The organism is Kineococcus halophytocola (assembly GCF_041276425.1).
GTDB classification, from domain to species: domain Bacteria; phylum Actinomycetota; class Actinomycetes; order Actinomycetales; family Kineococcaceae; genus Kineococcus; species Kineococcus halophytocola.
Window position 1 is genome coordinate 16,157 of the sequence record NZ_JBGFTU010000014.1, and the last position, 23,200, is coordinate 39,356.

General features: G+C 74.7%; 25 protein-coding genes, 1 pseudogene and 1 riboswitch. Of the genes and pseudogenes, 12 read left to right on the top strand and 14 right to left on the bottom strand.

Annotation, left to right across the window (positions count from 1 at the left end; translation table 11 throughout):
• Window positions 1–162: 162 nt before the first annotated feature.
• Entirely contained in the window at window positions 163–1,782 is a 1,620-nt protein-coding gene (locus AB2L27_RS12965; RefSeq protein ID WP_370441895.1) for a solute symporter family protein, read from the bottom strand.
• A complete protein-coding gene (locus AB2L27_RS12970; RefSeq protein ID WP_370441896.1) occupies window positions 1,779–2,153 on the bottom strand; it encodes a DUF485 domain-containing protein in 375 nt (124 codons plus the stop codon). The genes AB2L27_RS12965 and AB2L27_RS12970 overlap by 4 nt, the downstream gene beginning before the upstream one ends.
• A gap of 152 nt (window positions 2,154–2,305) precedes the next feature.
• Between AB2L27_RS12970 and AB2L27_RS12975 the strand changes: the two genes are divergently transcribed.
• Complete coding sequence (locus tag AB2L27_RS12975) at window positions 2,306–3,562, top strand: amidohydrolase (protein WP_370441897.1); 1,257 nt, start codon at window positions 2,306–2,308, stop codon at window positions 3,560–3,562.
• Window positions 3,563–3,659: 97 nt separating this feature from the next.
• On the top strand, window positions 3,660–4,574 hold the full coding sequence (locus tag AB2L27_RS12980; RefSeq protein WP_370441898.1) for a diacylglycerol/lipid kinase family protein: 915 nt from the start codon (window positions 3,660–3,662) through the stop codon (window positions 4,572–4,574).
• Between the two features lie 12 nt (window positions 4,575–4,586).
• On the opposite strand, the gene AB2L27_RS12985 is transcribed toward AB2L27_RS12980, so the two are convergent.
• The 4 genes from AB2L27_RS12985 to AB2L27_RS13000 form a co-directional block, all read right to left on the bottom strand.
• A complete protein-coding gene (locus tag AB2L27_RS12985) occupies window positions 4,587–5,252 on the bottom strand; it encodes a methionine ABC transporter permease (protein ID WP_370441899.1) in 666 nt (221 codons plus the stop codon).
• A 2-nt stretch (window positions 5,253–5,254) separates the two neighbouring features.
• Window positions 5,255–6,277 carry a methionine ABC transporter ATP-binding protein gene (locus AB2L27_RS12990; RefSeq protein WP_370441900.1) on the bottom strand — a complete coding sequence of 341 codons (1,023 nt, stop codon included), beginning with the start codon at window positions 6,275–6,277 and terminating at the stop codon, window positions 5,255–5,257.
• Complete coding sequence (locus tag AB2L27_RS12995; protein WP_370441901.1) at window positions 6,274–7,224, bottom strand: MetQ/NlpA family ABC transporter substrate-binding protein; 951 nt, start codon at window positions 7,222–7,224, stop codon at window positions 6,274–6,276. Before AB2L27_RS12995 ends, AB2L27_RS12990 begins: the two co-directional genes overlap by 4 nt.
• A gap of 67 nt (window positions 7,225–7,291) precedes the next feature.
• A riboswitch (SAM riboswitch) is annotated at window positions 7,292–7,402 on the bottom strand.
• Between the two features lie 58 nt (window positions 7,403–7,460).
• On the bottom strand, window positions 7,461–8,087 hold the full coding sequence (locus tag AB2L27_RS13000; protein WP_370441902.1) for a DUF7711 family protein: 627 nt from the start codon (window positions 8,085–8,087) through the stop codon (window positions 7,461–7,463).
• A gap of 57 nt (window positions 8,088–8,144) precedes the next feature.
• Between AB2L27_RS13000 and AB2L27_RS13005 the strand changes: the two genes are divergently transcribed.
• A complete protein-coding gene (locus AB2L27_RS13005; protein ID WP_370441903.1) occupies window positions 8,145–8,648 on the top strand; it encodes an OsmC family protein in 504 nt (167 codons plus the stop codon).
• 97 nt (window positions 8,649–8,745) lie between these two features.
• Window positions 8,746–9,447, top strand: a complete 702-nt coding sequence (locus AB2L27_RS13010; protein ID WP_370441904.1) for a GntR family transcriptional regulator — start codon at window positions 8,746–8,748, stop codon at window positions 9,445–9,447.
• A gap of 3 nt (window positions 9,448–9,450) precedes the next feature.
• On the opposite strand, the gene AB2L27_RS13015 is transcribed toward AB2L27_RS13010, so the two are convergent.
• Both AB2L27_RS13015 and AB2L27_RS13020 read right to left on the bottom strand, forming a co-directional pair.
• Window positions 9,451–10,536 carry an aldose epimerase family protein gene (locus AB2L27_RS13015; protein WP_370441905.1) on the bottom strand — a complete coding sequence of 362 codons (1,086 nt, stop codon included), beginning with the start codon at window positions 10,534–10,536 and terminating at the stop codon, window positions 9,451–9,453.
• Window positions 10,537–10,597: 61 nt separating this feature from the next.
• Complete coding sequence (locus AB2L27_RS13020; protein WP_370441999.1) at window positions 10,598–11,251, bottom strand: uracil-DNA glycosylase; 654 nt, start codon at window positions 11,249–11,251, stop codon at window positions 10,598–10,600.
• Window positions 11,252–11,594: 343 nt separating this feature from the next.
• Between AB2L27_RS13020 and AB2L27_RS13025 the strand changes: the two genes are divergently transcribed.
• The 3 genes from AB2L27_RS13025 to groL all read left to right on the top strand — a co-directional run bounded on the left by AB2L27_RS13025 (window position 11,595) and on the right by groL (window position 14,437).
• Window positions 11,595–11,852: a DUF3263 domain-containing protein gene (locus AB2L27_RS13025; protein WP_370442000.1), complete on the top strand. Its 258-nt coding sequence runs from the start codon at window positions 11,595–11,597 to the stop codon at window positions 11,850–11,852.
• A gap of 417 nt (window positions 11,853–12,269) precedes the next feature.
• Window positions 12,270–12,473 (top strand): cold-shock protein, encoded by a 204-nt coding sequence (locus tag AB2L27_RS13030; protein WP_370441906.1) that lies wholly within the window; start codon window positions 12,270–12,272, stop codon window positions 12,471–12,473.
• 335 nt (window positions 12,474–12,808) lie between these two features.
• Window positions 12,809–14,437 (top strand): chaperonin GroEL, encoded by a 1,629-nt coding sequence (groL, locus tag AB2L27_RS13035; RefSeq protein ID WP_370441907.1) that lies wholly within the window; start codon window positions 12,809–12,811, stop codon window positions 14,435–14,437.
• Window positions 14,438–14,554: 117 nt separating this feature from the next.
• Here the strand turns inward: groL and AB2L27_RS13040 are convergent, their stop codons facing one another.
• From AB2L27_RS13040 to cofC, 3 genes and pseudogenes are all read right to left on the bottom strand, one after another.
• Complete coding sequence (locus tag AB2L27_RS13040) at window positions 14,555–15,148, bottom strand: suppressor of fused domain protein (protein ID WP_370441908.1); 594 nt, start codon at window positions 15,146–15,148, stop codon at window positions 14,555–14,557.
• Between the two features lie 5 nt (window positions 15,149–15,153).
• Window positions 15,154–16,461 (bottom strand): annotated as a pseudogene (gene cofG / locus AB2L27_RS13045) (7,8-didemethyl-8-hydroxy-5-deazariboflavin synthase CofG); the annotation flags it as partial.
• 44 nt (window positions 16,462–16,505) lie between these two features.
• Window positions 16,506–17,192, bottom strand: a complete 687-nt coding sequence (gene cofC / locus AB2L27_RS13050; protein ID WP_370441909.1) for a 2-phospho-L-lactate guanylyltransferase — start codon at window positions 17,190–17,192, stop codon at window positions 16,506–16,508.
• A gap of 90 nt (window positions 17,193–17,282) precedes the next feature.
• Here cofC and AB2L27_RS13055 point away from each other — a divergent pair, with 90 nt between their 5' ends.
• From AB2L27_RS13055 to AB2L27_RS13065, 3 genes are read left to right on the top strand one after another with little or no spacing between them, the layout of a single operon-like run.
• Window positions 17,283–17,735: a molybdenum cofactor biosynthesis protein MoaE gene (locus AB2L27_RS13055; RefSeq protein ID WP_370441910.1), complete on the top strand. Its 453-nt coding sequence runs from the start codon at window positions 17,283–17,285 to the stop codon at window positions 17,733–17,735.
• Between the two features lie 16 nt (window positions 17,736–17,751).
• Window positions 17,752–18,786: an FO synthase gene (locus AB2L27_RS13060; RefSeq protein ID WP_370441911.1), complete on the top strand. Its 1,035-nt coding sequence runs from the start codon at window positions 17,752–17,754 to the stop codon at window positions 18,784–18,786.
• Complete coding sequence (locus AB2L27_RS13065; protein ID WP_370441912.1) at window positions 18,783–20,249, top strand: flavin-containing monooxygenase; 1,467 nt, start codon at window positions 18,783–18,785, stop codon at window positions 20,247–20,249. The genes AB2L27_RS13060 and AB2L27_RS13065 overlap by 4 nt, the downstream gene beginning before the upstream one ends.
• A 23-nt stretch (window positions 20,250–20,272) precedes the next feature.
• On the opposite strand, the gene AB2L27_RS13070 is transcribed toward AB2L27_RS13065, so the two are convergent.
• Together AB2L27_RS13070 and moaA are read right to left on the bottom strand one after the other, a co-directional pair.
• On the bottom strand, window positions 20,273–20,542 hold the full coding sequence (locus AB2L27_RS13070) for a MoaD/ThiS family protein (protein ID WP_370441913.1): 270 nt from the start codon (window positions 20,540–20,542) through the stop codon (window positions 20,273–20,275).
• A 63-nt stretch (window positions 20,543–20,605) separates the two neighbouring features.
• Window positions 20,606–21,712: a GTP 3',8-cyclase MoaA gene (gene moaA, locus AB2L27_RS13075; protein WP_370441914.1), complete on the bottom strand. Its 1,107-nt coding sequence runs from the start codon at window positions 21,710–21,712 to the stop codon at window positions 20,606–20,608.
• Between the two features lie 146 nt (window positions 21,713–21,858).
• Here moaA and AB2L27_RS13080 point away from each other — a divergent pair, with 146 nt between their 5' ends.
• Window positions 21,859–22,008: a hypothetical protein gene (locus AB2L27_RS13080; RefSeq protein ID WP_370441915.1), complete on the top strand. Its 150-nt coding sequence runs from the start codon at window positions 21,859–21,861 to the stop codon at window positions 22,006–22,008.
• 125 nt (window positions 22,009–22,133) lie between these two features.
• On the opposite strand, the gene AB2L27_RS13085 is transcribed toward AB2L27_RS13080, so the two are convergent.
• On the bottom strand, window positions 22,134–22,424 hold the full coding sequence (locus AB2L27_RS13085) for a WXG100 family type VII secretion target (RefSeq protein WP_370441916.1): 291 nt from the start codon (window positions 22,422–22,424) through the stop codon (window positions 22,134–22,136).
• A 167-nt stretch (window positions 22,425–22,591) separates the two neighbouring features.
• On the opposite strand from AB2L27_RS13085, the gene AB2L27_RS13090 reads away from it, so the two are divergent.
• Complete coding sequence (locus AB2L27_RS13090; protein WP_370441917.1) at window positions 22,592–23,167, top strand: DUF4031 domain-containing protein; 576 nt, start codon at window positions 22,592–22,594, stop codon at window positions 23,165–23,167.
• The last annotated feature ends 33 nt before the right edge of the window (window positions 23,168–23,200 follow it).

Here is a 23,200-nt window from a genome sequence, read left to right on the forward strand (position 1 = left end):
CCGGGGGGTGGGGGCCGCGGACGCACCATTACTCACAGTGCGTTTCGTTCACCCTTTCGGGCGAACGAAACCCTCCCTCAAACACGTTCCGTAGTCACGCTCGTCGTGCGTGACCCTCGACACGTTGCCCTGAGTCGTTCCAGTGACGTAGTGCCCGCCGGGTCAGTGCTCCACCGCCTTCTCCGCCCCCGCCCCGGTGAGGCTGCGCACCTCCATCTCCGCGGCCCGCCGCTCGTTGCCGCGCTCGCGGCCGGTGACCGAGCCGAGCCAGCCGAGGAAGAAGGCCAGCGGGATCGTCACCAGGCCCGGGTTCTCCAGCGGGAACCAGGAGAAGTCCACGGAGGTGTCCCGGATCATCGACAGCGAGGCGCCGGTGTCCGGGTCGACCTTCCCGGAGACCACGGGGGAGGAGGCGATGAGCACCAGGCAGGACAGCAGCCCGCCGTACATGCTCCACAGCGCCCCGCGGGTGGTGAACCGCGGCCAGAACAGCGAGTAGAGGATCGTGGGCAGGTTCGCGCTGGCGGCCACGGCGAAGGCGAGCGCGACGAGGAACGCCACGTTCTGGCCGTTGGCGAAGATGCCGCCGACGATGGCGACGGCGCCGATGACGACGACGGTGATCCGCGCCACCCGCACCTCCGCGGCGGGTTCGACCGTCCCGCGCTTGAGGACCGAGGCGTAGACGTCGTGCGCGAACGAGGCGCTGGCCGTGATCGCCAGCCCCGCGACCACGGCCAGGATCGTCGCGAAGGCCACGGCCGCGATGACGCCGAGCAGGACCGTCCCGCCGAGCTCGTAGGCGAGCAGCGGGGCGGCGGAGTTCACCCGGCCGGGAGCGGCGAGGATCGTGTCCCGGCCGACGAGGGCACCGGCGCCGTACCCCAGGACGAGGGTGAACAGGTAGAAGAACCCGATGATCCAGATGGCCCACACGACGCTGCGGCGGGCCTCCTTCGACGTCGGCACCGTGTAGAACCGCATGAGCACGTGCGGCAGACCGGCCGTCCCCAGGACGAGCGCCAGGGACAGGGACAGGAAGTTCAGCTTCGAGATCTCCGAGGCGCCGTACTGCGCCCCGGGCCCCAGCAGCGCCTCACCGGCCGAACCGGGCGCGGCCACGGCGGCCCCGAGCAGGTCGGACAGGTTGAACCCGTACCGGGCCAGCACCCACACCGTCATGGCCCCGGCGCCCGCGACGAGCAGGCACGCCTTGATGATCTGCACCCAGGTGGTGCCCTTCATGCCGCCGACCAGGACGTACAGGATCATCAGCGCACCGACGACGGCGATGACGACGTTCTGCCCCGCCCGCGAGTCGATCCCGAGCAGCAGCGCGACCAGACCACCGGCCCCGGCCATCTGGGCGAGGAGGTAGAAGAACGACACCGCCAGCGTCGAGACGGCCGCGGCCAGGCGCACCGGGCGTTCCTTCAACCGGAAGCTCAGCACGTCGGCCATCGTGAACCGGCCGGTGTTGCGGAGCAGTTCGGCCACGAGCAGCAGCGCCACGAGCCAGGCGACGAGGAAACCGATGGAGTAGAGGAAACCGTCGTACCCGTAGACGGCGATGGCCCCGGCGATGCCGAGGAAGCTCGCCGCGGACAGGTAGTCCCCGGCGATGGCGACCCCGTTCTGCGGTCCGGTGAACGAGCGCCCACCGGCGTAGAAGTCCGCCGCCGTCTTGTTGTTCCGGCTCGCGCGCAGCACGACCGCGAGGGTGACGACCACGAAGGCGACGAAGATGGCGATGTTGACGACCGGTTCGCCGACGTCGGTCACGGGCGGGCCTCCTGCTCGTGGTCGGTCAGGTCGATCCCGGCGCTCTCGACCCGTGCGCGCAGGGCCTCGGCGGCGGGGTCGAAGCGGCGGTTCGCCCAGCGGACGTAGACCGTCGTGATGACGAAGGTGGAGACGAACTGCCCGAGCCCGAACAGCAGGCCGACGGTGATGTTCGACCCGCCCAGGCGCGTGCTCATGAACCCGTGGGCGTAGTCGGCCAGCAGGACGTAGGCCGCGTACCAGACGAGGAACAGCGCGGCCAGGGGCAGGACGAAACCCCGGAAGCGGCGGCGCAGCGCCTGGAACTCCTCCGAGGCGCGCACCTCCTCGTAGGGGTCGGTGGTCCCGCGGGGGACCTCGGGCTCAGTCATCGGTGACCTCCTCGTCAGCGTGGTCCGAGGCTAGCGCTGTCCACGGGCCGCATCCAGAGGACGCACAGGGTCGACCGGAACCCCCTCCCCGTCGCCACCCGCCGCCACCCGTCGGCGGGCGCCGGTGGGGACCGGCTGCGACAGTGACCGGCGTGGACGACCGCACCCGTGAGCACCCCCAGCGTGACGTCGCCGTCGTCGGGGGGAACGTCCTGACCCTGACCCCGCAGTGGGACGGCGGGTCGGTCCCCGGGACGGTCCTGGTCCGCGACGGGCGCATCGTCGCGGTGGGCCCGGTCTCCGAGGTGCCCGTGCCCGCCGACGTCCCCGTGCTCGACGCCACCGGTCGCTGGGTCCTGCCCGGCTTCGTCGACCCGCACACCCACCTCGGCGTGCACGCCGAGGGGGAGGGCTGGCACGGCGCGGACGTCAACGAGAAGGGCGAGCCCGGCGGTGCGCGGCTGCGCACGTGGGACGGCGTCGACCCGGCCGACCAGGGGTTCGCCGACGCCCTCGCCACCGGGGTCACGACCGTCGCGGTGCTGCCCGGGTCGGCCAACGTCATCGGGGGCCAGACCAGCGCCCTGAAGACCTGGGGCGGCACGGTCGAGGAGATGCTGCTGCGCGCCCCGCTGGGGGTCAAGAGCGCGCTGGGGGAGAACCCGAAGAAGAACGGCTCCGGCCGCGGCCCCCGCACCCGGATGGGGATCGCCGCCGCCCTGCGCGACGCCTTCGCCGCGGCGCAGCGGTTCGCCGCCGACCGCGAACGGGCCCTGGCGGCGGGGGAGCGGCCCGGCCCGGCGACGGGCGCCGACCGCGACGCCGAGGTCCTGGCCCGTGTCCTGGACGGGGAACTCCTGTGGCACCAGCACGCCCACCGCGCCGACGACATCGCGACGGCCGTGCGGCTGGCCGAGGAGTTCGGCCACCGGCTGGTGCTCAACCACGTCACCGAGGGCCACCGCGTGCTGGACCTGCTGCGCAAGCACGGTCTGCCCGCCGTGGTCGGGCCGCTGCTGACCTCCCGGTCCAAACCCGAGCTGCGGCACCGGTCCCTGGCCGTGCCCGGCCTGCTCGCCGGTGCGGGCCTGCGGGTCGCGCTGACGACGGACCACCCCGTGGTCCCGATCCAGTTCCTGCCCGTCTCGGCCGCGTTCGCGGTCAGGGAGGGGATGGACCCCCACGAGGCGCTGCGGGCGCTGACGCTCAACCCCGCGCGCATCCTCGGCCTGGACGACCGGGTCGGGTCCCTGGCCCCCGGCCTCGACGGTGACGTCGTGGTCTGGTCCGGGAACCCCCTCGACGTCATGTCCCGCGCGCTGCACGTCGTCCTCGGCGGGCGCCCGGTCTACCGGTGGCAGGGCCGGGGCGAGGTCCTGGGCACCGACGGCACGTGGGGCACCCTGTGAGGGCCACCGCGACCCGCACCGTGACCCGCACGGTGACCCGTGCCGTGACCCGTGCCGCGGGCGGCACCGGTGCGGCGCGCCGGGCGTTGGACCCGGCGTGAACCAGCACGGACGGGACGACCGGAGCTTCCTGGCCCTCGTCAACGCGGGCGCCGGGTCCGCCGGGTCCGACGCGGTGGGCGCCGTCGTCGGCGAGCTGGGCCGGGCCGGGGACGTCGAGCTGCGCCGCACCGGCAGCCTGGAGGAGCTGCGCGAGGCCCTGCTGGGCGCGGGTGGGCGGCAGATCGTCCTGCTCGGCGGCGACGGGTCCCTGCACGCGGCGTTGCAACTGCTCTGGGACGCCCGGTGCACGTGGGACGTGGGCCCGCTGGGCATCGTCCCCCTCGGCACCGGCAACGACCTCGCCCGGTCGCTGCGCCTGCCCCTGGACCCGGTGGCCGCGGCCCGGGTCGTCACGTCGGGCCGGCCCCGCGCCCTGGAACTGCTCGTCGACTCCCGCGACCGCATCACCGTCAACACCGTCCACGCCGGCATCGGGGCGGCCGCGACCGCCACCGCGCAACGGTTCAAGAAAAGGCTGGGGGCGCTGGCCTACCCGCTGGGGGCGGCGTGGGCCGGGGTCAGCGCGGGCCGGGGGTTCCGGCTGCGCGTGGAGGTCGACGGGCAGGTCGTGGCCCCCGGTCCCGAGCCCGTCCTCATGGTCGGCATCGGCATCGGCGGCACCATCGGCGGCGGTGCGCCCCTCGTGCCGGGTGCCGACCCCCACGACGGGGTCGCCGACGTCGTGGTGAGCACCTCGACGGGGCCGCTGGCCCGGCTCGGCTTCGCCGCCGGGCTGCGCCGCGGCGTCCACGTCGAACGCCAGGACGTCACCACGGCGGCGGGCAGCGTCGTGGAGATCACCGCCGAGTCCGGTGCCTTCCGGCTGAACTCCGACGGGGAGGTGACGGACCCGCAGACGTCGGAGCGCTTCGAGATGCACACCGACGTCTGGCGGGTCTTCTGCCCGTAGGACCCCGTCCGGTCAGCGGCGCATGACCCCGCGCGCCAGCCGGTTCCCGAGGATCTGACCCACCTGCACGATGACGACGATCGCCGCCACCGCCACGTAGATGATCCCGTAGTCGTACTGCTGCTTGCCGTAGCTGATGGCGTACTCGCCCAGGCCGCCGCCGCCGACGATCCCGGCCTGCGCCGTCATGTCGACGATACCGATGAAGATGAACGTGTAGCCCAGGATGAGCGGCCCGAGCCCTTCGGGGATGACGACGCCGACGAGGATCGAGAACCGCGAGGCGCCCACCGCGCGGGCCGCCTCGACCACGCCCGGGTCGACGCTCACGAGGGACTGCTCCACGATCCGCGCCACGGCGAACGCCGCCGCCAGCGAGATCGCGAAGGTGACGGCCGTCGTCCCGATCGTCGTGCGCACCACCGCGATCTGCAGCGGCGTGATCGCCGCGAGGAAGATGACGAACGGGATGGGCCGCACCAGGTTGACGACGAAACCGATGATCCCGAACACCAGCCGGTTGCCGAACAGGTTCCCGGGGCGCGTCGCGTACAGCGCCGTCCCGAGCGCCAGGCCGATCACCCCGGAGACGATCAACGAGACGACCGACATGAGCAGCGTCTGCCAGATCGCGTCCTTGAACACGTCCAGCGTGTCGAGGAAACCGCTGAAGTCCATGCTCAGACCTCCTCGTCCGCGTGGATGCCCCCGGCGCGCAGCGCGTCCAGCGCCGCGTCGACGGAGGGCCCGGTGAGTTCGTAGGTCAGCGACCCGGTGCGGCGCTCACGGATCTCCGAGACCCCGCCGTACACCAGCTCGGCGGTCGTGCCGGTCTGCCGGAACGCCGCGTCGATCCGCTGCTGCAGGCCGGCCTCGTCGGTGATGCGCACGCTGACGATCCGCCCCGGGTGCTGGTGGCGCAACCGCGCCAGGGTGTCCGCGGACGGCCGGTCGTGGGTGGCGCTGCGCACGAACCGCTGCGCGGCGGGGGTCTGCGGGTCCGAGAACACGTCGTACACGTCCCCGATCTCCACGAGCCGGCCGTTCTCCATGACCGCGACCCGGTCGGCGATCTGCCGCACCGCGTCCATCTCGTGCGTGATGACGACGATCGTCACCCCGAGCTCGGTGTTCACCCGGCGCAGCAGCGACAGGACCTCGGTCGTCGTCTCCGGGTCCAGCGCGCTCGTCGCCTCGTCGCACAGCAGCAGCGGCGGGTTCGTCGCCAGTGCCCGCGCGATGCCGACGCGCTGCTTCTGCCCGCCCGACAACTGCTCGGGGTAGGAGTGGGCCCGGTCCAGCAACCCCACGAAGTCGAGGAGCTCGGCGGTGCGCCGGTCGCGTTCGGCCTTGTTCCCGCCCGCGACCTTCAACGGGTAGGCCACGTTCCCGGCGACCGTGCGGGACCGGAACAGGTTGAACTGCTGGAAGATCATCCCGATCTTCGAGCGGGCCGCCCGGAGTTCCCCCTCGGACAACGTCGTGAGGTCCTGCCCGGCGACCAGGACGCTGCCCGACGTCGGCTTCTCCAGCGCGTTGAGCAACCGGACGAGGGTCGACTTCCCGGCTCCCGAGTAGCCGATGACCGCGAGGACCTCGCCGGTCTCGACCTCCAGCGAAACGGCGTCGACCGCCGTGACGGTGGAACCGTCACGACGGTCGAAGCTCTTGCTGACGTCCGTCAGCGAGATGAGAGCCGTCACTTGTCCGCGGCAGCCTTCGCGTCGGCCTCGACCTTCGTCGTCTCCGCCTGCAGGTCCGCCGCCGGGACGTCCTGGACGACCGCGCCCGGGTTCTCCTCCAGGAAGACCTCCTGCACGGCCGGGTCGTGCCACAGCGCGGCCAGGTCCAGGTACGTCTGGTTGCCGACGTCGGCCTTGCGGGCCGTGAAGATGTTCACGTACGGCGCCGCGGCGGGGGACGACGGGTCGTCCTTGACGATGATGTCCTCGACCGGCAGGCCCGCCTTGGTGGCGTAGTTGTTGTTCACGATCGCGGCGGCCACGGACCCGGACTGCAGGGCGCTCGCGGTCTGGTCCGCGGCGACGGTGGTCACCTGGACCTTGGACGACTCGATGTCGTTCGTCTTGGAGAACGCCGTGCCGCCGTCCTTCAGCGTGACCAGACCGGCCTGCTGCAGGACCAGGAGGCCACGGGCCTCGTTGATCGCGTCGTTCGGGATCGCGACCTTGGCGTCGGCGGGGAGTTCGGCGACGGACTTCGCCGTCAGGGAGTACAGCGGCAGCGGGTACACGGCGGTGGCGCCGATGGGCTGCAGGTCGTCGCCCGCGGTCGCGTTGTAGTTCGCGAGGTACTGGATGTGCTGGAACTGGTTGAGGTCCAGCTGGTCCTGCGACAGCGCCGGGTTCGGCTGGGTGTAGTCGGAGAAGTTGATCAGCTCGACGTCGACGTCGTACCTGGACTTGGCGAGCTCGACGTAGGGCGTCCAGTACTTCAGGGACTTGTCGGCGACGCCGATCTTCACCGTCGTCGGTCCGGTGCCACCGGCGGCGCTCGTGCTGGTGCTGTCGTCCCGGGTACCCAGGACGACGGCGACGACCACGACGATCGCGACGACGACGGCGGCGACCACACCGATGAGCAGGCCGCGGCGCTTGGGCTTGTCGGGCAGGGCGGGGGTGTTGGACACGGGATCACTCCGGGAGTCGTTCGGCGGGCGCGCGGCTCGCAGCACCCCGTGCTCGACGGTGTCCGTTGATCCGCGCTTGCCGGACGGGGACGTCCGGCCAGGTCCTCACCTGGGGCACCCCACCGCGGGGGAGGGTTGCCGGACAACGAGCCAGGGCTTGCCGTTGTCACTCATGACCTGCCGCAACGGTAGCACCGGTGACGCGGTGCCCGGGCCGGGCGCGGCGACCGGCCCGCTCAGCCCGCGGCCGCCTCCCGCGCCCGGTCCAGGGCGTCGGCGACGGCCAGGTACCCGAGGGCGGCGTCGGCCAGGACGTCTCCCCGCTTGGCCGGCGACCCCGGCGACCAGCGCTTGTCGTCGTACTCCACGGCGCTGCGGCGCAACGCCTCCCGGCTCACGCGCAGTTCCCGCCCGAGGCGCTCGACGAGTTCGCCCGGTGCGGGGGCCGCCGGTCGCAGCGCGGCCCCGTCCCCGGCGCGCAGCTGCACGAGCACGTCGTGGTCCAGGCCGTCGTGCTCGGTCCAGAACCGCACGGGCCGGTCCACGACGTGGTTCCACACCGGCGCCTGCGCCGACCGGAACCACAGCACCACCGGTCTGGTCTCCAGCCCGGAGGCGGCCAGCCAGTGCCCGCCCGCCGGTGGCCGGGTGCCGGCGGCGCTGTCCTCCTCGGCCGCGTTCGTCACCAGCGCCACCTGGACGGCGTCGGCGTCCGGCAGGTCGTCGCGGCGGGGCCCGAGCAGCGCGCCGAACACCCACGCCTCGCTCACGCGCAGCCGCACGATCCCGGCGGGCTGACGGCTCACGTGCGCGCAGCGGTCGGCGACGTCCTCGAGGGTCCGCAGGGCGGTGGTCCACTTCACGGACCCCAGTGTGGGAGAGGTTGCGGGTCGGGCCGGGACCGGGCCTAAGCTGCGCCGGTGGATTCGACCGAGCTGAGGGCCCTGCAGAAGCCGTTGAAGGACTCCTACCGGGAGGACCCGGCCAAGGCGCTGGTGCCGGCCAAGGCCGTCGCCGTGCTCGACGGGCAGTCCATCGGCGTCTCGGTCGACGGCTTCGCCGGGACGACCCGCGCGGGCCTGCACCCCGCCGCCGGTGGGGACGGCACCGAGGCGTGCTCGGCCGACATGCTCTGCGAGGCCGTCGCCGCGTGCGCCGGGGTGACCCTGCGCAGCGTCGCGACCGCCATGGGCGTCGAGCTGCGCAACGCCTCCGTGACCGCCGAGGCGCACTGGGACGCCCGCGGCACCCTGGGCGTGGCCCGGGAGGTGCCCGTCGGCATCACCGACGTGACCATCACCTTCGACTTCACCTCCGACGCCGACGAGGCGACCGAGCAGAAGATGATCACGCTGGCCGAGCGCTACTGCGTCATCGCCCAGACCCTGCAGACCCCGCCGAAGGTCACCGTCCAGCGCGCCTGACGCCCCCCGGTCCCGGATCGTCGACGCGCAGGGCCGGACCCGCCGGCCCACCGCGTCGACGGTCCCACCCCCGCGGGCCGCTGGCTACGATCAGGGCGTGAGGACCCGATCCGCGCCGCCGGCCCCGCCCGCGCGCGAATCGCTCGCCGACTCCGTCCACGCCTCGTTGCTGGCCTGGCTCATGGACGGCAACGCCGCGCCGGGGCAGGCCCTGAGCATCGACGGCCTCGCCCGCACGCTCGGCGTCTCCCCGACCCCGGTGCGCGAGGCGATGGCGCGCATCGAGTCCACGGGCCTGGTCGAACGGGTCGCCATGCGCGGCTACCGCGTCGCGGGGCTGCTCTCGCGCGAGGAGGTCGACCAGCTCATGGACGCCCGCCTGCTGCTGGAGTGCCACAACGTCGCCGCGGCCGCCGCCCGCGTCGACGAGGCCCTCCTGGCGGAGCTGGCGGACACGGTGCGGCGCATGACGTGCGCCCCCACGGGGCCGTCCTTCGTCGACTACCAGGACTACCACCGCGCCGACCACGAGTTCCACCGCCTCGTGAACCGCGCGGGCGGCAACGGGTTCCTCGCCGACGCCTTCGAGGGGCTGAACGGTCAGCTCCAGCGGTTCCGCCTCCGGCTGGTCGGTCGCGGGGTCACCGACGCCGGGCCGGCCATCGCCGAGCACGCCGCCGTGGTCGAGGCGCTGCGCACCCGCGACGGCTCGCAGGCGGCCGCGCGGATGCGCGAGCACCTCCAGGCCGTCCGGGCGCGGGCCGTCGCGGACAGCGCCGCCGCCGACGCCGCCCGCTAGGGGTCAGCCCGCGGTCGACGTGGTGAAGAGGTACTCGGTCGTCGTGGCGAACTCCTCGCCCGGCCGCAGCACCGGTTCCCCCAGGGCGGCGAGCGCCGGCTGGTTCACGGCGTCGGGCAGGAGCTGGGTCTCCAGGCACAGCGCGTCGCCCTGCCGGACGGGCCGGCCCTGCGCGGTCCGCCAGGAACCGTCGAGGAAGTTGCCCGTGTAGAACTGCAACCCCGGTGCGTCGGTGCGGACCCGGACCGTGCGGCCCGAGCGCGGGCCCGAGACCGACCCCACCTCGCGGAACGTGCCCGGCTCGTCGAGGACGAGGCAGTGGTCGTAGCCCCCGGCGCGCAGCAGCTGCTCGTCGGCGTCGCGCAGGTGCTCCCCGACGCGGGTGGGGGAGGAGAAGTCGAACGGGGTGCCCGCCGTCGGGGCCAGCTCGCCGGTCGGGATGAGGTCCTCGTCCACGGGCAGGTAGCGCGAGGCCGCGACCTGCACCACGTGGTCCTCCACGGAGCCGGCCCCGTCGAGGGCGAAGTAGGCGTGGTTCGTCAGGTTCACCGGGGTCGGGGCGTCGGTGGTGGCGTGGTGGTCCAGGCGCAGCACGACCTGCTCGCCGTCCTGGCGCAGCGAGTACGTGCAGGAGACCTCCAGCGTGCCGGGGAACCCCATGTCACCGTCCGGGCTGGTCAGGGACAACCGGACCGCGGGGGCGCCGTCGACCTCGGTCTCCTGCGCGTTCCACACCCGCTGGTCGAAACCCTCCAGCCCGCCGTGCAGGGCGTTGGGGCCGTCGTTGCGGGGGACGGCGTGCTCGGCGCCGTCGAGGGTGAACCGGCCACCCGCCAGCCGGTTCGCCACCCGGCCCACGCTCGCGCCGGGGTAGCCCTCGGCGGCCTCGTACGCCGCGACGTCGCCCAGCGCGACGACGACGTCGCCGAGCTCGCCCCGGGCGTCGGGCACGCGGACCTGCTGCAGCGTGGCCCCGCGGGTGAGCACGGCCGCGCTGGCACCGGAGGGCAGGCGCAGCTCCCACCGCTCGACCGGCTCACCCCGCCGGGTCCGGCCGAAGGGGCTGCGCTGCACGGAGGGGGACGTCATGGGGTGATCGTGCCCTAGGCCCGGGGACGCGCCCGCTCCACCCCGCCGGCGGCGCGCGGGCTCAGGCCAGGCGCCAGTCGATCCCCTCGCCCCCGGCCTCGCGCAGCAGCGCGTCGACGCGGCTGAAGGGGCGGGAGCCGAAGAACCCGCGCGAGGCGGACAGGGGGCTGGGGTGCACCCCGGTCACGACGGGGACCCCGGCCAGCAGCGGCTGGACCTGCTGGGCGTCCCTGCCCCACAGCAGCGCCACGAGCGGGCCACCGCGCGCGGCCAGGGCGCGCACCGCGGCGTCGGTGACGGCCTGCCAGCCCAGGCGCCGGTGCGAGCCGGAACTGCCCGCCCGCACGGTCAGGACGCGGTTGAGCAGCAGGACCCCCGCCCCCGTCCACGACGACAGGTCCCCGTGCGCGGGGGGTTCGACGCCGACGTCCTCGCGCAGCTCCCGGCCGATGTTGACCAGGCTGCGCGGCAGCGGCCGCACGTGCGGTTCGACGGCGAAGCTCAGCCCGATCGGGTGCCCGGCGGTGGGGTAGGGGTCCTGGCCCACGAGCAGGACGCGCACCTCCTCGAACGGCTGCCGGAACGCGCGCAGGACGTCCCCGGCCGCGGGCAGCCAGTCCTGCTCGCCCGCCAGCGCGGCGGAGATCGCCTCGAGGTCGGCGCGCACGGGGGCCAGGGCCCGCGCCCAGCCGGGGTCGAGGTCGTCCAGGCCCAGACCGGCCGGGTCCGCGGCCGTGGGCGGGAAGACCTTCGGGACGCGTGGGGCGGCTGGGTCGGCGGGCACGGGTGGGACGCTACCCACGCCCGGCCGGCGGCGCGCGGTCCGCGCCACGCGGGCCGGGGTGGGCGGCGATGTCGGGGGGCGCTCCTAGACTTGCCGCTCGAGCTGCTGGCCGGGGGCTCGGTCGAGAGGGGTGGGGCACGTGGAGCGCTGGGACGCGACGGCACGGATCGAGTCCGAGGCACCCGCGGGGGGCCCGGCGGGTGAGGCCGAGACGCAGGCCGGGGCGCAGGCCGGGGCGCAGGCCGGGGCGCAGGCCGGGGCCGAGGCCGGTCGGCTGCCGGAGGGCCTGACCCGCCGCGACGCGGAGATCCTCGCCTTCGAGCGCCAGTGGTGGAAGTACGCCGGCGCCAAGGAGCAGGCCGTGCGCGAGCTGTTCGACCTGTCCCCGACGCGCTACTACCAGCTCCTGAACGCCCTCATCGACACCCCGGCGGCCCTCGCCCACGACCCGATGCTCGTCAAGCGGCTGCGCCGGATGCGCTCGAGCCGGCAGCGCGCACGCTCGGCCCGCCGTCTGGGCGTGCAGCCCTGAGCGGTCGGGGTCAGCGCTCCCGCCAGCTCGCCGCCCGCCGCGGTGCGCACCGCACGCGCCGGGGTCCGGCCGGGGTGGCCGTGCTCGTCCTGGTGTGGCTGCTGGTCGCCGCCGCGGTCGTCGCCGGTGCCGTCCTGGCGGTGCGCGCCGTGCTGGAACCGTTGCTCGGGGCCGTCGACGGGGTGCTGTGAGGCGTCCGGGCCGTGACCCGTTCGTGAAGACGATGTTCACAGAACCTTGTCCGCGGTGACCCTCGCGCCACTAACCTGGGCCTCGGTCGATCAGTCCGAGGAGCACACCCTCCCGGGGGGCGCGCGTCGGGCCTGGCGCGCGGCCTCGTGGCCGCGGCCAGCGTGAGACCCGTGTCCGGCGAGCGCCGGAGGCGTCTTCCGCTCGCTGCAGCACCAGGAGAAGTCAATGGCTCAGGGCACCGTGAAGTGGTTCAACGCCGAGAAGGGGTACGGCTTCATCACCGTCGACGACGGTGGTGCGGACGTGTTCGTCCACTACTCCGCCATCGTGGCGGACGGCTACCGGTCCCTCGAGGAGGGGCAGCGGGTCGAGTTCGAGGTCGGGCAGGGGCAGAAGGGCCCGCAGGCCGAGAGCGTGCGCTCGCTCTGAGGCCGGGCCGGCCGCCGGTCCGGCAGGACGTCGCGCGGGGCCCGGGGTGGAGTCGACCACCCCGGGCCCTCGTGCGTCCGGGCCGCCCCGCGCGGATCGGTGTCCGCCCTCGGCGGACGGGTGCGCAGGGGTTTGCACTCGGGGTGGGAGAGTGCCAACATTGGCGTTGGCACTCTCGAGTCGAGAGTGACAAGCACTCGACCCGGGAGCGAAGCTCCCCGGCCGGTCCGGTGAGGTCCGCGGGTGCCGGGGGACGTGACCCCGGGGCTGCGGTCCGTCCGTCGCGGGCGCCGTTCCGACCACCCACCGCCCGTCTTCTGGGAGGAACACCAGGCATGAGCAAGATCATCGCCTTCGACGAAGAGGCCCGTCGCGGTCTCGAGCGCGGGATGAACCAGCTCGCCGACGCGGTCAAGGTGACGCTCGGCCCCAAGGGCCGCAACGTCGTGCTGGAGAAGAAGTGGGGCGCCCCCACGATCACCAACGACGGTGTCTCCATCGCCAAGGAGATCGAGCTCGACGACCCCTACGAGAAGATCGGGGCCGAGCTCGTCAAGGAAGTCGCCAAGAAGACGGACGACGTGGCCGGTGACGGCACCACGACCGCGACCGTCCTGGCCCAGGCGCTCGTCCGCGAGGGTCTGCGCAACGTGGCCGCGGGTGCGAACCCGATGGGCCTCAAGCGCGGCATCGAGAAGGCCGTCGAGGCCGTGACCGAGCAGCTGCTCGGCGCCGCCAAGGAGGTCACCACCAAGGAGCAGATCGCGGCCACCGCCGGGATCTCCGCCGGGGACGCCTCCATCGGTGAGCTCATCGCCGAGGCCCTCGACAAGGTGGGCAAGGAAGGCGTCATCACCGTCGAGGAGAGCAACACCTTCGGGCTCGAGCTCGAGCTCACCGAGGGCATGCGCTTCGACAAGGGCTACATCTCGCCCTACTTCGTCACCGACGCCGAGCGTCAGGAGACCGAGCTCGAGGACCCCTACGTCCTCATCCTCAACTCCAAGATCTCCACGGTGAAGGACCTGCTCCCGCTGCTGGAGAAGGTCATGCAGTCGGGCAAGCCGCTCGTCATCGTCGCCGAGGACGTCGAGGGCGAAGCCCTCGCGACGCTCGTCGTCAACAAGATCCGCGGCACCTTCAAGTCCGTCGCCGTCAAGGCCCCGGGCTTCGGCGACCGCCGCAAGGCCATGCTCGGCGACATCGCCATCCTCACCGGTGGCCAGGTCATCTCCGAGGAGGTCGGCCTCAAGCTCGACACCGCGGACCTCGACCTGCTGGGCCGCGCCCGCAAGGTCGTCGTCACCAAGGACGAGACCACGATCGTCGAGGGTGCCGGCGACGCCGACGCCATCGCCGGCCGCGTGGGCCAGATCCGCGCCGAGATCGAGCGCAGCGACTCCGACTACGACCGCGAGAAGCTCCAGGAGCGTCTGGCGAAGCTGGCCGGCGGCGTGGCCGTCATCAAGGCCGGTGCGGCGACCGAGGTCGAGCTGAAGGAGCGCAAGCACCGCATCGAGGACGCCGTCCGCAACGCGAAGGCCGCCGTCGAGGAGGGCATCGTCGCCGGTGGTGGCGTGGCCCTCATCCAGGCCGGCACCGCGGCGTTCGAGAAGCTCGACCTCGCCGGTGACGAGGCCACGGGCGCGAACATCGTCAAGGTCGCCGTCGAGGCCCCGCTCAAGCAGATCGCGATCAACGCCGGTCTCGAGGGTGGCGTCGTGGCGGAGAAGGTCCGCAACCTGCCCACCGGTCACGGCCTGAACGCCGCCACCGGCGAGTACGTGGACCTGCTCGGCGCGGGCATCAACGACCCGGTCAAGGTGACGCGCTCGGCGCTGCAGAACGCCGCCTCCATCGCGGCGCTGTTCCTCACCACCGAGGCCGTCATCGCCGACAAGCCGGAGAAGGCCGCTGCGGCCCCCGCCGGTGGCGACGGCGGCATGGGCGGCATGGACTTCTGAGTCACCGACTCGGGTCCAGCACCCCGTAGCACCAGCACCACCCGCGAGGGCGGTCTCCCGTTCGGGAGGCCGCCCTCGTGGCGTTCCCGGCCCCGGTCCCGCGGAGACGGGGTTCGTTCAGACGACGGCGTCGCGGTCCACGTCGTAGAACGGCACCTCGGCCGCCTCGAACCGCTCCTCCAGCGCGTCCAGCCCGTGCTGCAGCAGGAACCGGCGTTCGCTCTCGTGCACGGGGACGGCCTGCAACCAGTGCACGTCGACGCCCGGTTCCAGCCGGTAGCGCGCCAGGCGCGGGAAGGTCCCCGGGGCGGTGAACAGCAGGTGCTCGGTGCGGCCGCCGAGCAGGTCGGCGACGATCCCGGGGAACACCGTCGAGGGCGACAGCGGCCACGGTTCCCCGAGCGCGGCGAAGGCCGAGGCCACCAGCAGACCCGTGGCGAGCCGGTCCTCCACCCCCTCCAGCACGGTCACGAGCTCGACGCGCACGTCGGTGCTCCCCACCAGGTTGGGGCAGCGGTGCATCGTCAGTGTGGAGACCGACGTGAACCCCGGCGAGGGGGCGTCCAGGGCCGTCAGCACGTCCAGGGACAGCGTCTCGTCGCGGCTGAGGAACTCCTCGATCTCCGGGCGGCCGTCCGGCAGCAGCTGCTCGCCGACGAACCGGGCCATCCGCACCTCGGCGTCGGAGGGCGGCGGGGCCTCGGCGCTCACGCCGCCCGCCCCACCGGGACCGCGGACTCCCGCGCCAGCCCCGTCACCGGGTCGGCCAGGGCCGCGACCGCGGCGTGCAGTTCCGGGTCGATCCACGTGTCGTTGCCCGCCAGCGCGTCGAGCACGAACCGCGGGTGGACGGTCAGCCGCTCGGCGAGGGCGAAACCCGCCGCGCGGGTGGTCGCGGCGAGGTCGTCCAGCTGCGGCCACGGCCGTTCGGGGTTGACGTGGTCCGGCGTCAGCGGGGAGACCCCGCCCCAGTCGTCCACCCCCGCGGCCAGGAGCTGTTCGCGCTGACCGGGCTCGGACAGGTTCGGCGGGGCCTGCAGCGACACGCCGGCGCCCAGCAGCAGGCGGGCCACCGCGAGGGTGGCCACGTACTCGGGGTGCTCCAGGTCGGCCTCCCCGCGCATCGCGGTGTCGTCCTTGGCGCGGAAGTTCTGCACGATGACCTCCTGGATCCCGTCGAACTCGCGGGCGACGTCGCGCAGGACCAGCAGGGAGTCGACCCGCTCGGCGGAGGTCTCCCCGATCCCCAGCAGGACCCCGCTGGTGAAGGGCACCCGGGCCCGGCCGGCGTCGCGCAGCACCCGCACCCGCAGGTCGGGGTCCTTGTCGGGGGAGCCGTGGTGCACCTGTCCCGGTTCGGTCCACAACCGCCGCGACGTCGTCTCCAGCATCATCCCCATCGAGGGGGCCAGCGGCCGGGAGGACGTCAGGGCCTGGGACGACATGACGCCGGGGTTCAGGTGCGGCAGCAGCCCCGTCTCGTCCAGGACGCGGCGGGCCAGGTGCTGCACGTACTCCAGCGTCGAGGCGAAACCCCGCGCGGCCAGCCACTGCCGGGCCGCCGGCCAGCGGTCCTCGGGCGCGTCGCCGAGGGTGAACAACGCCTCCTTGCAGCCCATCGCCGCACCCTCGCGGGCGATGGCCAGGACGTCGTCCTCGGAGAGGTACAGCACGGGCAGCCGGCCCGGGACGGTCGCGAAGGTGCAGTAGTGGCAGCGGTCCCGGCACAACCGGGTGATCGGGACGAAGACCTTGCGGGAGTAGGTGATGGTCCCGGGGTGCCCGGCGCGGCGCAGGGCCTCGTCGCGCACGGGGCGCGCCAGCGCGCACACCTGCTCGAGGTCGTCACCGCGGGCGTGCAGCAGGACGCGGGCGTGCTCGCGCTCGGCGCCGGCGGCGTCCCAGCCGTCGGCACCGGCACCGGCCGCGGACTCCAGGGCCTCGGCGAGCGCCGCCGCGCTCGGGACGGGTTCGGCCGGGGCGGCGTGCCGGGTCCGCTCCGGGACGCGGGCGGGATCGGGCAGCGGGGTGCTCACGGGGTGCTCTCTCCGGGTCTGGGCGGTGGGTCTCAGCGGGCGTGCCCGGCGCAGCCCGCCGGGAGGTCGAGGGCGGGCACATCGGGCACGGCGGGCAGGCCGGGCAGGCCGGGCAGGTCGTGGGCCAGGGCGGCGCGCGTGTGCGGGCCGACCCCCAGGGCCAGGGCCGAGCGCAGGTCCGCCACGGTGTCCACGTCGCGGCGCAGCGAGGGCAGGGGGTCCCTCAGCACGACGGCGCCGGCCTCGACGTGGCGCCGGGCCGAGTCGGGCCCGAAGCGGTGCGGCAGGTCGCCGTCGGGGTCGGTGAGCAGGACGCTGCCGGACCCGGCCGCGTCGGTGACCAGGGCGGGACCGGGGACGGTGCGGGCCCGGGCGAGCGCGGCGGCCAGGTCCCGGGACCGCAGGGCCGGCAGGTCCCCGAGCAGGACGGCCGTCGGGCCGCGCTCCAGGCTCGCCAGCCCCGCCGCCACGGCCGCACCCAGCCCCGGCCGGCCGGCCGAGACCGTCCCGACGCCGGCGGCCCGCACGGCGCGCAGCACGACGGGGTCGTCGCTCACGCACACGACCAGCCCCACCCCGGGGGTCCGCCGGCACACCGCCAGGCAGTCCAGGGCCATCGCCAGCGCCAGCTCCTGGCGCCGGGGCAGCGCCAGCCGCGTCTTGGCCTCCTCGCCCCCCTTGACGGGGACGACGACCCGCCAGCCGCTCACGTGCGTCACCTGGCGATCCTCTCCCACGGGGCCGATGTCCGGAACACCCGCCCGTGCGGGCGCGGGTCTGCCGGTCCGACCGGGACCTACCCTGACGGCGTGGAGTCATTCGCCCGCCTCACCGCCCCCGCCCGCCGCGTGGTGCGGACCACCGTGGGGCCCGAGCCGCTCGACGTCGCCGAGCACGCCGCGCTCGTCGGTGACCGCGCGGCCGGGGCCGTCGTCACCTTCGCCGGGGTCGTCCGCGACCACGACCACGGCCGGTCGGTGCGGGCGCTGGAGTACCAGGGGCACCCCAGCGCCCCCGGCGTCCTGCGCGACGTCGTGGCCGAGGTCGTCGCCGGCTCCGAGGTCGACGCGGTCGCCGTCGGGCACCGCGTCGGGCCCCTGGCCGTGGGCGACGTCGCCTTCGCCGTCGCGGTCTCCGCCGCCCACCGCGCCGAGGCGTTCGCCGCCTGCGCCCGGCTCGTCGACGAGGTCAAGGACCGGCTGCCGGTGTGGAAGCACCAGCACTTCGCCGACGGCACCTCCGAGTGGGTCGCCTGCCCCTGAGGGTTAGCCTCGGGCGGTGCCCGCCCCGTCCCCGTCCCTCCCGCTCCAGCAGGCCCTCGCCGTCGCGGCGCACGACCCCCGCACCCTGACCGACGAGCAGGCGGTGGCGCTGCTGGGCGCCGACGGCGAGGACCTCGAACGGCTGGCCGCGCTGGCCGACGAGCTGCGCCGGCGTCGGGTCGGGGACGCCGTGACGTTCGTCGTCAACCGCAACCTCGACGGCGAGCGCGTCGGCGCCGACCTGCCCCACGTCCGCGAGCTGGTCGCCGAGGCCGTGGCCCTGGGGGCCACGGAGGTCTGCGTGCAGGGTCCCGTCCCCGAGCGGGCCGGGCCGGAGGGGCCCCTGGCCCTCGTGCGCGCGGTCGCCGAGGGCGCCGGTCCGGGCGGGGTGCACCTGCACGCCTTCCGGGTCCCGGAGGTGCTGGCGGCCGCCGACCGGCGCGGGTCCACGCCCCGGGAGTTCCTCGTGGCCGCGCGCGAGGCCGGGCTCGGCTCGGTGCCCGGCACCGCCGCCAGGGTCCTCGACGACGCCGTGCGCACCGAGCTCAACGGCGGGGTCCCGGACCTGCCGGTGGCGACGTGGCTGGAGGTCCTGCGCACCGCCCACGGGACCGGGCTGACCTCGACGTCCACCCTCGTCCACGGCGGCCCCGAGACACCCGCCCAGCAGGTGGCGCACCTGCGGCTGCTGGCCGCGCTGGCCGCGGACACGGGCGGCATCACCGAGTTCATCGCCATGCCCTCCCCGCTGCGGCCGCCCTCGGCCCGGGCGACCCGGGCCCTGCACGCCGTCGCGCGGCTGCTGCTGGACGGCAGCGTCGAGCACGTGCAGGCCGCCTGGCCCAAGCACCCGGCCGACCTCGTCGCGGACCTGCTGCGCGGCGGGGCCGACGACCTGGGCGGGCTGCTGCTGGACGGCACGCTGGACCCGGCCGCCGGGCAGGAGGCCGGCACGACGCTGACGCGCGAGGACGCCCGCGCGCTCGCGGACCGGGTGGGCCGGCCGTTGCGCCAGCGCACCACCCGCTACGGCGAGCCCGCACCCGCGTGAGGGCGGGCCCGGACCACGCCGACGTGCTCGACGTCGCCGTCGTCGGCGCCGGGTTCGCCGGGCTGGGCACGGCGATCCGGCTGGCCCGGCGGGGCCGGGAGCGCTTCGTCGTGCTCGAACGCGCCGGTGAGGTCGGCGGCACCTGGCGGGACAACACCTACCCCGGCGTCGCCTGCGACGTGCCCTCGCACCTGTACTCGTTCTCCTTCGCCCCCGACCCCGGCTGGTCGCGGGTGTTCGCCCCCGGCGCGGAGGTGCAGCGGTACCTGCGCGAACGCGCCCGGGAGGTGGCCGGTCACCTCCGGCTTCGGTGCGAGGTCCTGGAGGCGTCGTGGGACCCGGTGGGGGAGCACTGGCGGGTGCGGACGACGACCGGCCCGGTGCGGGCGCGGGTCCTCGTCCTGGCCGCGGGCCGGCTCACCGAACCCCGGACGCCGGACGTGCCGGGGCTGGCGCAGTTCGGCGGGCCCGTCGTGCACACCTCCCGGTGGGACCCCGCGCTCGACCTCACCGGCCGGCGCGTCGGGGTCGTCGGGACGGGCGCCTCGGCCGTGCAGGTCGTGCCGCCGCTGGCCGACCGCGCCGGGCACGTCGACGTCTTCCAGCGCAGCGCGGCGTGGATCGTCCCGCGCGGGGACCGCCCGTTCAGCGCGGCCGAGCGGGCCGGTTTCGCGGCCGCCCCGCAGACCGCGCGGGCGTTGCGGGAGGAGACGTTCGCCGACATGGAACGCGGGCTGGCCGCCCGCCGTCTCGACCCCGGCGCGCTGGAGGCGTTGCGCCGCAGGGCGTCGGACCACCTGCGGGCGCAGGTGCCCGACCCGGGGCTGCGCGCGGCGCTGACCCCGGACTACGAGATCGGCTGCAAGCGCGTCCTGCTCTCGGACGACTTCTACCCCGCGCTGGGCCGCCCCCACGTGCGGCTGGTGCCCTCGGCGGTGCGCTCGGCCGGGCCCGGGGCGGTGACGACGGCCGACGGCCGCCGGCACGCCCTCGACGTGCTCGTGCTCGCCACGGGTTTCCACGCGGCGGTCCAGCCCTACGCGGCGCGGGTCGCGGGCCGGGACGGGCGCACGCTGGCGCAGGCGTGGGAGGGCGGGATGGTCTCGCACGCCTCCACGGTGGTGCACGGCTTCCCGAACCTGTTCGTGCTCGACGGGCCGAACGCGAGCCTGGGGCACAACTCGGCCGTGCACGTCATCGAGAGCCAGATCGGGTACCTGCTCGGGGCGCTGGACCACCTCGCGGCCGCGCCGGGCCCGCTGGAGGTGAGCCTGGACGCGCAACGGCGGTACACCGCCGAGGTCGACGCCCTGGCCGCGGACTCGGTGTGGCTGCGCGGCGGGTGCTCCAGCTGGTACGTCGACCCGCGCAGCGGGCGGCTGACGCTGCTGTGGCCGGACACCGCGACGGAGTTCCGCCGGCGCAACGGCACGTTCGACCCCGAGCCTTTCGGCGGCGGCTGAGCCCGCGCTCCCGGGGCCCGGGCTCAGCCGCCGGCGAAGGGCGGCAGGACGTCCAGGGTCGTGCCGGGACGCAGCCGGTCCTCCGGCCGCGCCGCCACCCCGTCGACGAGGAAGCTGCTCGCGGCCAGGACCCGGGCCAGCGCCGGGTCGCGGGCGCCCAGGACGCGCACCAGGTCACCCAGGGTCCCCACCGGGCGCAGGTCGGAGTCCAGGGCGACGCGCTCCTCCTCCCGGCCCGCGGCGGCCGCGGCCCCCGCGAAGTACCGCACGTCCAGCGTGTCCACGTCGTTCACCTGCTGTTCACCTTCTCCGTCGTCCACTCCTCGCGCACCCGTCGCGCACCCGTCGTCCGCCCCTCAGCCACCGATGGCGCTCATCGGGCGGGTCGGGTGCAGGAAGCCCGGGTCGTCGACGTCGTGACCCGGCAGCTTGCCCCACATGGCGGTGCGCCACAGGTCGGCCAGCGTCGCGTCGTCGGCCCCCGAGCGCAGGGCATCGCGCAGGTCGGTCTCGGTGGTGGAGAACAGGCACGTGCGGACCTGGCCGTCGGCGGTCAGGCGGGTGCGGTCGCAGTCGCCGCAGAAGGGGCGGGTGACCGAGGCGATGACGCCGACGTCGCCCAGGTGCGCGCCGTCGTCGTCCACCACGTCCCACGTCTCGGCCGGGGCCGCCCCCCGGGCCGTGCCCGGACGCGGCACGAGGCGGAACTCCCGCTGCAGCGCAGCGAGGATCTCCTCGGCCGTCACCATCTGCGAGCGCTGCCACGAGCCGTGCGGGTCCAGCGGCATCTGCTCGATGAAGCGCAACCGGTACCCGGCGGCCAGGGCCCAGCGCAGCAGGTCGGCGGCCTCGTCGTCGTTCGTCCCGCGCAGCAGGACCGCGTTCACCTTCACCGGGGCCAGGCCCGCAGCGGCGGCCCCGCGCAGACCGTCGAGGACGTCGGCGAGGCGGTCGCGGCGGGTGATGGCCGCGAAGCGGTCCGGGCGCAGGGTGTCCAGGGAGACGTTGACCCGGGTCAAGCCGGCGGCGGCCAGCGCCCCGGCCCGCCGGGCCAGCCCGATGCCGTTGGTCGTCAGGGACGTCGCCACGGGGCTGCCGTCGGCCGTCCGCAGCCGCGTGGTGGCGGCGACGATGTCCTCCAGGCCCTTGCGCAGCAACGGTTCACCCCCGGTGAACCGCACCTCGCGGACCCCGAGGTCGCGCACGGCCAGGGAGACCAGGCGGACGACCTCGGCGTCGGTGAGGACCTCGGCGCGCTCCAGCCACGGCAGGCCCTCGGGGGGCATGCAGTAGTGGCAGCGCAGGTTGCAGCGGTCGGTGAGGGAGACCCGCAGGTCGCGGGCGGTGCGGCCGTGCCGGTCGAGCAGGTCCGGCGTCGCGGGGCGGTCGGTGGGCAGGCCCGCGCCGGCCCCGGCGGAACCGGGTCGCCGCAGGCGGGGGACACCGAGGTCGACCGTCGTCACGCGCCCAGGGTAGGTCGGCCGTCGGCGGGCTTCCGCACGGATCGTCGTGCGTGTGGTGTTGGTCACACCGGCTGAAGCGCGCCAGAAGTTGCTCCGAAGTGGTTCAGGTCGGCTAAAGTGAACTGCAGATGAACAGGAGGTGGCACATGATCGACATCAAGACCAAGGCCGCGGAACAGGCCACGGCGAAGCCCGTCATGAACTGGGTGACGGTGCGCGACGCGTCGGGCCGCCCGCACCTGGAGATGCGCTGGAGCATCCCCGGGGCGCACGCTCCGCTGTCGCACGCCGCCTGAGGACGGTCCCCGAGCGGGGTGACCGGCACCGGCCCGACCGGCCGCCGGCCCAGCCTCGACCCACCACGGGCCCCGCGCCACCCGGCGCGGGGCCCGTGGTGCGTGCGGTCTCGGCCGGGGTCAGCTCACGAGGCGAACATCCGGGCGTTGGCGGACTCCACGTCGGCGTACTGCCGGCCGGCCTGGGCCAGCGCCCGCTGGATCTCCTCCAGCGAGGCCCGCACCCGGTCCTGGGTGACGCGCCACTGCCCCGACAGGGCCTGGAACCCGCTGGCGGCCTGACCCTTCCAGCACGACTCCAGGTCCAGCAGGTGTCGCATCATGCCGTCGACCTCGGCGGCCAGGTTGGTGGCCGAGGTGGCCACGGCGCTGCTGGCCTGCTCCACCCGTGCGCTGTCGACCTCGAAGCGGGACATGCCGAACTCCTCCCTCGCACCTCGGTACCCTCGGTGCGGACTCCTGGGCCGGGCTCCCCGGCTCCCGACGAACGTAGGACGGTGGCGCAGCTGAGCACGCCGCTCGTCCACAGGGGCAGGACCTCCCGGGCCCGTCGGTGGCCCGTGGATCCCGGGACGACGTCTCCGTGACCGTCCTCATCGACGCAGCGCGCGTCCCCGCGCACGGGACGTGGTGGTCGCACCTGGCCAGCGACACCTCCGCGGACGAGCTGCACGCCTTCGCCCGCCGGCTCGGCGTCCCTCCCCGCGCCTTCGAGGGCGACCACTACGACGTCCCGGCCGACCGCGTCCCCGAGGCCCTCGCCCTCGGCGCCGAGCTCGTCACCACCCGGGAACTGCTCGCGCGGGTGCGGGCGGCCGGGCTGCGCACGCCCAAGCGCCGTGGGGAGAAGGTCGTGCGCACCGGGGTCGTGGACGGCCGGCGCGTCGACGTCGTGCGGGCCCGACACGTGCCCGCCCCGCACGGCACCCACCGCCTCGTGCGCGTCGAGGCCGGCCGGCTCGTCCTGGCCGCGGACGGGGACCTGCCCGTCCTGCCCGGGCTCACCCCCGCCCACGCCGCGGCCGTCGCCGGCTTCCGGCGCCGGTGGTCCCGCTCGTCGCGGGGCGTGCGGGTCGAGCACGACGGCCTCGTCGTCCTCGCCGCACCGCAGGGGCCGCTGCCGCCGGCCTGGTGGGCGCCCCTGCTGCGCGACCCCTGAGCGCGCCGCGCCCACGCGGCGAGAACCCCGCCC